The sequence below is a fragment of the Candidatus Edwardsbacteria bacterium genome (assembly GCA_018821925.1).
In the GTDB taxonomy this organism is placed as follows: Bacteria; Edwardsbacteria; AC1; order AC1; family EtOH8; genus UBA2226.
The window spans coordinates 1-8,754 of the sequence record JAHJLF010000084.1 but is presented as its reverse complement, the minus strand read 5'-3'; the positions used below and the strand labels follow the sequence as shown (position 1 = coordinate 8,754).

Sequence of the window (8,754 nt, the reverse complement as noted above, 5' to 3'; positions counted from 1 at the left end):
TTCCTGATGGCGCCCCAGGGATCGACCAGGTGCTCCAGAACGTCTGCCATTATAATGACGTCAAAATGGCCGTCGGGATAATCGATCTCAATGTTTTCAATATTTCCAATGATCACATCGTCCAGCAGATGCCTGGTGGCCGCTATCGCGCCATCGTTGATCTCTATTCCGACCGCCTGGGCCGCCTTCCCCGATTTCTTCAATTCCATCAAGGTGGTGCCTTTGCCGCAGCCGATATCAAGCACTTTCAGCCCCTGGCCGGGGATCAAGGACATGATGTCCGTCCTGACATATCCGTAATATGCCTTGTCTTTATCTTTATATAAATTTCCCGCCTGGTCGCTCATGATGATTCCCCCGCTGTCCTTAATAAAGAGTGCTTTCTGTGCTTCATTTCAATTATCAGATATAAGCCCAGTGTGATATAGGTCTCTGTCAGCAGGACCGACAGGGCGGTGCCGTTGCCGTAAAATCTGGGGGCCAGCCAAAGATTCAGCAGGATGTTGAGCACCGAACCCGATATCAACACCGTGGTATAACTTTTTTTCAGACCGTAGGCCAGCAGGGTCTGGTAGGCCGGGATATTCACGGCTACGATCAGGGGCACAAAGCTTAAAATCCTAAGCGCGGTGATGGACTCATTTACGAACTCCCCCGTAAAAAAATAAACCACCTGCCCCGAGAATGCAAACAACGCCGTGCCGGCGATGAAAAACAACCCGAAGATGGGCGGGCCGACCCTTTGAAAGAATCTCCGGAACTGGTCGCTTGATTCCTCTGCCCTGGCGCAAACATAGGGATAGATCGCCTGAAATATGACGCTGGCCAGGCTCCTTAAGGCCATTACACACCTCTCGGCCACATAGTAATAGCCCACCGCCGTATCATTGGCCACAAGCTTCAATATCAGGACATTGGTGTTCATATAGATGTTGATACTGAAGGTGGACACAAAAATGTGCCAACCTTCCGTTAAATTCTCTTTCAATGAAGCGATCGTCGGCAAAGCATACCTGACCCTAAAATATTTCCAGACGATCCAAAGACTCACCCCGCCCATCAAAATAGCGGCGGCGGAATTCAGCGCCGCAAACTTGATATAGTCTCCCTCCTCTTTAATGACTACAAAAAGCAATATGAAAACCACTGCCCTCGACGCCAAGTTGAGATAGGTGATATACTTCATTCGCTCAATCCCCTGAAAATACCAGATCGGAAAGAGGACATTCCCCAGCAGGCCGGAAAACGTGACCATATAAAAAAGATGGTCCACCCGAAACAGGGGGATGCTGTATATCACCGCCACCATCAGGAGAATACTGATGAAAAACAGGCCAGCCTTGATGGTCATCACCGCGCTGAAAACATCAGATACCTTTTTTGGATCGTGGCGGTTGACGGAAATATCTTTGGTGGCTGACAGGTTAAAGCCATAGTCGGTAAACATCTGGAAATATGTCAAAAGCACGGAAGCCGTGGCCCATAGTCCGTACTTCGGAAATCCCAAAACCCTGATCACGTATGGGGCGGTTATTATCGGGAATAAATAATTCATCCCCTGCAGGACGGACAAGGAGAAGAAATTCCCGGCCAGCCTTTTTGAATTTGAAGACAAATTATTTATCTTGTAGCCGTTCATTCCGATCCTTCAAGCTTTTTATGTAAATGGCATAGAAACAGCACGTTATTTGCTTTATCGCGGTCAATGAACAAAAGTGAAACAGCGATGAAAACGATGATCATGCCAACTAAGCCAAACTCCCGGGGAGAAAGCAATCCAGCCAAAATAATTCCCACAATAAACTGAATTCCCGGATTGGAAAAATTATCGATAACGATCCAAGCAAGCCCGGTCAGGGTCTTTTGTTTTAATGACATTTACAAACCGCAGCAAATTTCAAAGTTGGAATTCATCAGGTTATGAGTTTCCCTGATCAGGTCTTTGCTGGGATGCCAGGCAGGCCCACGGCATTAGCTTTCGGGATTTTGAACACCGGTCACAATAACGGTCCTTATAAAATGCATCATCATCGACAACATTATTCCCAGCAGCAGTCCCAGGAACCCAAAAACAAAAAAATTCCTCCAGGGTCTGGGACTTATCGGATTCTTTCTGACATATGGCCGGTCAACATATTGGTAGCTGTGGGCCAGCGCCAGCTTTGCCTTGATATTGTTGTATCGTTCCCTCAACTCTATCATTTTAGTTTCAAGTTCTACTGGATTGAAACCCAAATTGTTCCGACCCCTGATCAATTTAACCGCCTCTTCCTTAATCTTAGTGGCCCTGTCTACCGCCAGTCGGACATCCAAAAGGGCGGTTTCCAACTCCACCTTTTTTATTTCAAACCTGCTCATCAGATACTGGTTGTTTTTCAGGTAGTCGGCCAGGCAGTCGATGGTGGCCATCGTTGATTGGGGGTCGCTCTGCGATTGGACGATCATTTTGAATAAATTGTCCGAGCCACGGACATCGTCGATCCTAGCCAGACGCAGTTTTTGCAAAAGCAGATCGGACCCCAAGTCCGATTTATCGGCCTGGCGTAGCCGGTTTCTCAGCAGATTGATCACAGTCCTGGTCTCCGCCACGCTGACCAAAATAGTGTCTTCATCCTGGGACCCGGCTCCGGAGATTTTGGGAAGCGCGATCCAAGCTTCGCCCTGGTAAACCTTGGGCAAGGCCAGCTGGCTGAATAATCCCACAGCGGCCAGAATAACTCCGCACAGGGCGATCAGCAGCCGATAAGGCTTGAAGACCTTCCCCAGCGCCATCAGATCATTTTCCTTGTCCATCTTAAAACCGGCTCCTTTATAAATTTTAAAAAATCTTTCCCGCCCCTGATATCGCAGGGCACTATCCTAATTTTAGGCCGGGTGCTATTTTTTCAAATACCATTCAATGGTCTGCTGCAGCCCTGCCTCAAAATTTGTCGTGGCCTTGAAGCCGAACTCCCGCTCCGCCAGGCTGGTATCCAGCATTCGCCTGGGCTGCCCGTCCGGCTTGGTGCTATCCCAAATGATACTTCCGTCAAACTTCATCAGCCGGGCAATCAGTTCCACCAGTTCTTTGATCGAGATCTCGAAACCGGCCCCCAGGTTGACGGGGTCCGATTTTTGGTATCTTTCGGACGCCAGCAGAACGCCTTCGGCGGCATCCTCAACATATAAAAATTCCCTAGTTGCTTTTCCCGTTCCCCAAACAATTATTTCTTTTTGGCCAGCGACCTGGGCATCGTGTATCTTTTTGATCAAGGCGGGAATGACATGCGACGACCCGGGGTCAAAATTATCCCGGGGACCGTACAAATTTACCGGCATCAGAAAAATCGAGTTAAAGCCATACTGCTGCCGGTAGGCTTGCGATTGGACTAACAGCATTTTTTTAGCAAGGCCGTAAGGAGCGTTGGTTTCCTCGGGGTAGCCGTTCCAGACATCGTCTTCTTTAAAAGGCACCGGGGCAAACTTGGGATAGCAGCAGATGGTTCCCAGCGCCACGAATTTTTCAATCCCGGATTGTCTGCCGATCTCCATCAGTTGGGTGCCCATCATCAGATTGTCATAAAAAAACTCTCCGGGCTTCTCCCGATTGGCACCGATCCCGCCCACCTTGGCCGCCAAATGAATGACTATATCAGGATGGGCATCGCGGTATAACCGCTTAACAGCGCCAAAACTTACCAGATCATAATCCTTTATGTCTGGAACGAATATATTTTGGCAGCCGATGTCTCGTAGTTTCTGGACCAGGAAGGAACCTAAGAACCCGTTACCCCCGGTTACTACCACTTTTTTACTGTCCCACCACTCCATATATCTCTTCTTTTTTATAATCACAAATTATTGCGATTTCCGTTTATAAAATATTAAATAATATAGGCTTTTAAGAAGAACGAATTATTATACCATAAAACCGGAAATAATATATAATCTGCTGTTATCAATCCGCTAAACGTTGCAGCCAGATTATTCAACCGCAGGTCTTTAGAAAAACGTCATGTTCAAATATTATGGTTTTAACAAATATCAATAAGCATTCCGGGGGAATATCACCTGCAGCACGGTCCTGATCAATATCTTGATGTCCAGGAACAACGACCAGTTCTCGATATAAAAGATGTCACACTTGGTGCGCTCCACAATGGAGGTATCCCCCCTCCAGCCGTTGACTTGGGCCCAGCCGGTCACCCCGGATTTCATCTTGTGCCGGGAGGCATAGCGGGGGATCTGATCCTTGAATTTCTCCACAAAGAAAGGCCGTTCCGGACGGGGGCCCACCAGGCTCATATCCCCCTTGATGACATTGAAAAGCTGGGGCAGCTCGTCCAGGCTGTATTTGCGCAGGAATGTACCCAGAGGGGTCCGGCGGTCGTCGTTCTGCTTAGCCCACACCGGTCCGGTCTTTTCCTCGGCCCCGGCCCGCATTGAACGGAATTTCAGCATATTAAAAGGCTCTCCGTCATATCCCACCCGTTCCTGGGCGTAGAATACTGGCCCCGGGGAAGTATGTTTAATAAGCCCAGCTAGCAGCAGATACAGGGGAGACAGGACGATGACGCCCAGGGTGGCGGCCGCCAGGTCAAAGATCCTTTTGTTGATCAGGTCCCACTCGGTCAGCGGGATCTCCCGCAGGCCGATGACCGGTATATTGCCCAGCTGGGAGATGCTGGTGTCCCGGCCGATCATATCCATAAGATCGGGAACGAATTTTACCTCCACCGGCCGGTGTTCGGTGGAGTTGACTATCTCGATGACGGCGGACTGCATTTCATGGGGCAGGACGATGAACAGAGCGTCCAGCCGGTATTCATCGATCAGCCGGGAGATCTCGTTGTATTTTTTGATGCTCAGTTGTTTTACGGTTGTCTCGCTGAATGACGATTCGTCCGCGCCGTTGGCCGAGATCAGGCACTCTATTCCATAGCCGTATTCGGGGTTGAATTTAAGCTGTTCGATGATCTTAATGGCGATGTCCCCGCTACCGATGATGGCGGTCCTTTTGAGCCCGCCGCCATGTTTGGCCACGATCCGTTTAAAAAGGCTTACCGCCACGATCCGCTGGGCCGAAAGCAGGAAGAATGACAACACCGAAGCCATGGCCAGCACCAGCCGGGACCAGACCACTTCCCGGTAGAAGAAGGAAAAGGCCATGATGGCCACGATACCCACGAAGGTGCCCTTGGCCACTCGGTAGATCTCCTCGTCAGGGGCAAATCGGCTGCGGTTTTCGTACAGACCCAGCAGCCAGAAGATGCTGACCCATAAAAAGGCCACCACTAAGGAACCTACCAGATACGGCTGGAATGGCGGACGGCCCAGGGGAATGGGCAATAAGTGGGAATCAAAACGCACCCAGAATGAAAGGATAAATGCCATCACGATAAGCACAACATCGGCCGCCATGATTATCCCGGAATATGTTAGCTGCCATCTGCGGTTCATTTTATAATCTCATACCACATACTGTTGACCTTGATGTAATTATTAACGACCTTCGTCTATCGGTATGCAGGTTTGCAAAATATATTGGCGGATTTTGCCGATAAAAACGTTCTTGGAAAACCGATGACTATTTTCTATTATAGTATTAGTATTATATTTGGTTGTTTCATGAGTATCTAAAGCTTCAATCAAGTTGGCCGCAGTTTGTTCAGGAAAGACAATGCCGGTGCTTCCATGAATAATTGTTTCAAGTGCTCCGCCTCGCCCGAAGGCTACCACCGGACGGCCGCAGGCCTGAGCCTCCACCGGCACAATACCGAAATCTTCCTCCCCTGGGAAGATCAGGGCTCTGCAATGGCTGTACCATTTCCGCAGGTCCTCGTTGCTGGCCCAGCCCAAAAATGAAATGTTGCCTTTAGCCATTTTCATCAACCTGTTTTTTTCGGGACCCTCCCCAATTATGATCAGTTTTTTTCCGATTTGGTTAAAGGCCTCGACTGCCAGATCAATTCTTTTATACGGCACCAGACCGGAAACAACTAAATAATAAGGCTCAGCCAAAGGCTTATCGGAAACAGGCCGGTAAAATTCATCATCAACCGGTGGATAGATGACTGTTGAATTTCTGTCGTAATATCTCTTAATCCGCCGGGACACATGGTTGCTGATGGCGATAAATTCATCCACCCGGCTGCTGGCAGTGACATCCCACATGCGCAGGTAATTGGCAACTGATCCGTATATGAATCCGGCCAGCCGATTTCGGGGTTTACCAAAATACTGAAAGTACATATCCCAGATATAACGCATTGGCGTATAACAATAGCAAATATGCCGTGCTCCCGGCGGGGGAATAACCCCTTTGGCCACACAATGGCTGGAGGAAATGATCAGGTCGTAGCCGGCAAGATCAAAGCTTTCGATCGCCATCGGGAATAATGGTAGATAATTGCGGTAATTGTTCCTTATAAAGGGTGCCTTTTGCAAAAAGGATGTGGTGATCCTCTGTTTCTCTATCTTGTCAGAGACGCTTCCCTTTAACCAAATCAAGGTGAATATGTCTGAAGCGGGATAAATATCCAACAGTGATTCCAACACCTTCTCCCCGCCCCTCATCCCTGTCAGCCAGTCGTGTATAATGGCGACCTTATGTTGCTTTTCGGGCATCACGTTCGTTCCTTTTCTCAATCCATGGTTGCTGAATCAGAATAACAAGCCCCCGCCAAACGATTCCTCAGATAAGCGACCGGTAAACGTCAAGACACTCCCGGGCGGTATTTTCCCACCGGTAGCCGGCCGCCACCGTTATTCCCTTTTCTATGGCCTGAAGCCGCCAGCTTTCGTCCCGGACCGCCCCTTCCATGCAGGTTGCCATATCATCGATATTTAACGGGTCAAAATATCGCGGGGCATCCTTCAGTATCTCGGGCAAACAAGAGGCCCTGCTGGATATCACCGGAACGCCATATGACATGGCCTCCAGCGGCGGCAGGCCGAAGCCCTCGGCTGTCGAGGGAAAGGCAAAAACTGCCGCCTGGCCGTACAAGGCCGGCAGGTCGGCCCCGGGGACGAAACCGGTCAGGCGGATCAGTTGCCGGGAAGAACAATCCGCCACATAGCGGACAAGCCCGGCGTCATCGCTCTTGGCATCGCCGGCAATGACCAGTTGATATTTCACCTTCAGGGACCTTTGGGCAGTCTCAAATGATTTCACCAACCGAATTATATTTTTATGCCTTTTCAATAATCCCAGATAAAGGATATACGGCTTGTTGATGCCGTATCTGTCCAGCACCGTTTTGGGGTTGGGATGCTCTATTGGTTCGGGCACACCACAGTAAACCGTTTTTATCTTCGGCCCCGCCTGGGGCCATCTCCGCAAAATATCGTTTCTGGTCCAGTCCGAGTCGGTCATAATGGCATCAGCCCGGTTGACCACTATACCCATCATGATCTTGGCGTACAATTTGTGAAACAACGACGGCAGCTGGTCGTAAAAGTTCAGATGGATCAGATCATGGATGGTAACTACCAGTTTCCCCGGGAAAAGCACTGGAGCGTTGTAGTGTGGGGCATGAAACAAGCTTGCTGCCCTGACGGAGTATGGCAAAAATGTCTGCTCGGCCAAACCGTAGATCTTGTTGTGGCAATGCTTGGTTTTCAGGCCTTGGTCGGGGATATCCCTGTCTCCCAGGAGAACCATATCACGGCTAATGCCCTGTTGGACGTACTGCCCTACCAGGTTGCGGATATATGAGCCGATCCCGGAATGGTGGTACATCCGGGCATCGAAGATGATATTGTAAAGAGAACTCTGTTGCATCACTTACCTATAAACGGAGATACAAAGACTTTTTAAATACCCCTTCCTTCTTTCATTAACACTACACTTTCCTGCATATCTCTTTAAAGATGGTAACAGTGACCATACAACTAGCCTACTTAACGATCGTATAAATATTAAAAATCTTACAATTGGCAGTAACTCTGGCTTATGTTTATGCCAGTATTGCATCATACTAAAGTCGTAAGCAGTAATTCTTCTGGCACTATTAAATTTATCCGAAAATATTCCGTTTTCATTTTTATCAGAATGTTTTACGACATACATTGGGCAATACATAACATCGCCGCCGATTTCTTTAATTTTTTTGAACAGATCAATATCCTCAAAATATAAAAAATATCGTGCATCAAAACCATTAATCCTTATCAGATCTTTGCGTCTTAACATTACCGCGGCACCGCACAGCCAATTGCATTTAATTAATTGCGTTGTTATAAGAGGCTGATCGCTATCTTGATTCCGCTCGTTAATATCGTATTTCCCCTTCACAAATAAAATATCATGCAGCAGATATCTTTTCAGGGATGGGAAATTAAAGGCAGACGTCTGAATATTATTATGGTCATCTATCAACTTAGGGCCAATAGCTACTATATTTGGTTGCTTTTCCAAAACAAGAATAGCGTTTTCAATAAAATTATCGGTTAACTCAGTATCTGGATTTAATAGCAGTATATATTTCCCGTGAGCAGAAGATAGACCAATATTGTTCCCCTTTGAATACCCATAATTTTGTCCGTCTCCAATAACAATAAATTTACGATCCCTTAACACAAAATTGCATAATTGCGTGGAATTATTAACAATAATGACTTCTGTATAGGCTGGCGAGTGATTAGATATGCTATTCAAGCAGCGTTGCAGTTTATCAAAGCCGTCATAATAAACAATAATTATTGAACAAACTATCGACCCATCCATTCGATAAATCCTTTTATTTTGTCACAAGCTGCAGATGTTTTTCCAAC

Annotated in this window: 9 protein-coding genes; all 9 read right to left on the bottom strand. The window is 47.8% G+C overall.

The window, feature by feature from the left end; all coding sequences use genetic code 11:
* Positions 1-347: class I SAM-dependent methyltransferase (locus KJ869_10755; GenBank protein MBU1577667.1), on the bottom strand; the 347-nt coding region annotated here is incomplete at its 3' end.
* Positions 344-1,639, bottom strand: coding sequence for a flippase (locus tag KJ869_10750; protein ID MBU1577666.1), 1,296 nt, complete (start codon positions 1,637-1,639; stop codon positions 344-346). The genes KJ869_10750 and KJ869_10755, both read right to left, overlap by 4 nt.
* Positions 1,636-1,878, bottom strand: a complete 243-nt coding sequence (locus tag KJ869_10745) for an oligosaccharide flippase family protein (GenBank protein ID MBU1577665.1) — start codon at positions 1,876-1,878, stop codon at positions 1,636-1,638. The genes KJ869_10750 and KJ869_10745 overlap by 4 nt, the downstream gene beginning before the upstream one ends.
* A gap of 93 nt (positions 1,879-1,971) precedes the next feature.
* On the bottom strand, positions 1,972-2,793 hold the full coding sequence (locus KJ869_10740; protein MBU1577664.1) for a hypothetical protein: 822 nt from the start codon (positions 2,791-2,793) through the stop codon (positions 1,972-1,974).
* Positions 2,794-2,877: 84 nt separating this feature from the next.
* Positions 2,878-3,810 (bottom strand): GDP-L-fucose synthase, encoded by a 933-nt coding sequence (locus tag KJ869_10735; GenBank protein ID MBU1577663.1) that lies wholly within the window; start codon positions 3,808-3,810, stop codon positions 2,878-2,880.
* A 213-nt stretch (positions 3,811-4,023) separates the two neighbouring features.
* Positions 4,024-5,439, bottom strand: coding sequence for an undecaprenyl-phosphate glucose phosphotransferase (locus KJ869_10730; GenBank protein ID MBU1577662.1), 1,416 nt, complete (start codon positions 5,437-5,439; stop codon positions 4,024-4,026).
* 42 nt (positions 5,440-5,481) lie between these two features.
* Positions 5,482-6,606 (bottom strand): glycosyltransferase, encoded by a 1,125-nt coding sequence (locus KJ869_10725; GenBank protein ID MBU1577661.1) that lies wholly within the window; start codon positions 6,604-6,606, stop codon positions 5,482-5,484.
* Positions 6,607-6,673: 67 nt separating this feature from the next.
* Complete coding sequence (locus tag KJ869_10720) at positions 6,674-7,762, bottom strand: glycosyltransferase family 4 protein (GenBank protein ID MBU1577660.1); 1,089 nt, start codon at positions 7,760-7,762, stop codon at positions 6,674-6,676.
* A 3-nt stretch (positions 7,763-7,765) separates the two neighbouring features.
* On the bottom strand, positions 7,766-8,707 hold the full coding sequence (locus tag KJ869_10715) for a glycosyltransferase family 2 protein (GenBank protein MBU1577659.1): 942 nt from the start codon (positions 8,705-8,707) through the stop codon (positions 7,766-7,768).
* Positions 8,708-8,754 lie beyond the last annotated feature (47 nt).

Bases quoted from the DNA above. Each gene is read 5' to 3' on its own strand.
- KJ869_10750 (MBU1577666.1), bottom strand. From the start codon at position 1,639: ATGAACGGCTACAAGATAAATAATTTGTCTTCAAATTCAAAAAGGCTG.
- KJ869_10745 (MBU1577665.1), bottom strand. From the start codon at position 1,878: ATGTCATTAAAACAAAAGACCCTGACCGGGCTTGCTTGGATCGTTATC.
- KJ869_10740 (MBU1577664.1), bottom strand. From the start codon at position 2,793: ATGGACAAGGAAAATGATCTGATGGCGCTGGGGAAGGTCTTCAAGCCT.
- KJ869_10735 (MBU1577663.1), bottom strand. From the start codon at position 3,810: ATGGAGTGGTGGGACAGTAAAAAAGTGGTAGTAACCGGGGGTAACGGG.
- KJ869_10730 (MBU1577662.1), bottom strand. From the start codon at position 5,439: ATGAACCGCAGATGGCAGCTAACATATTCCGGGATAATCATGGCGGCC.
- KJ869_10725 (MBU1577661.1), bottom strand. From the start codon at position 6,606: ATGCCCGAAAAGCAACATAAGGTCGCCATTATACACGACTGGCTGACA.
- KJ869_10720 (MBU1577660.1), bottom strand. From the start codon at position 7,762: ATGCAACAGAGTTCTCTTTACAATATCATCTTCGATGCCCGGATGTAC.
- KJ869_10715 (MBU1577659.1), bottom strand. From the start codon at position 8,707: ATGGATGGGTCGATAGTTTGTTCAATAATTATTGTTTATTATGACGGC.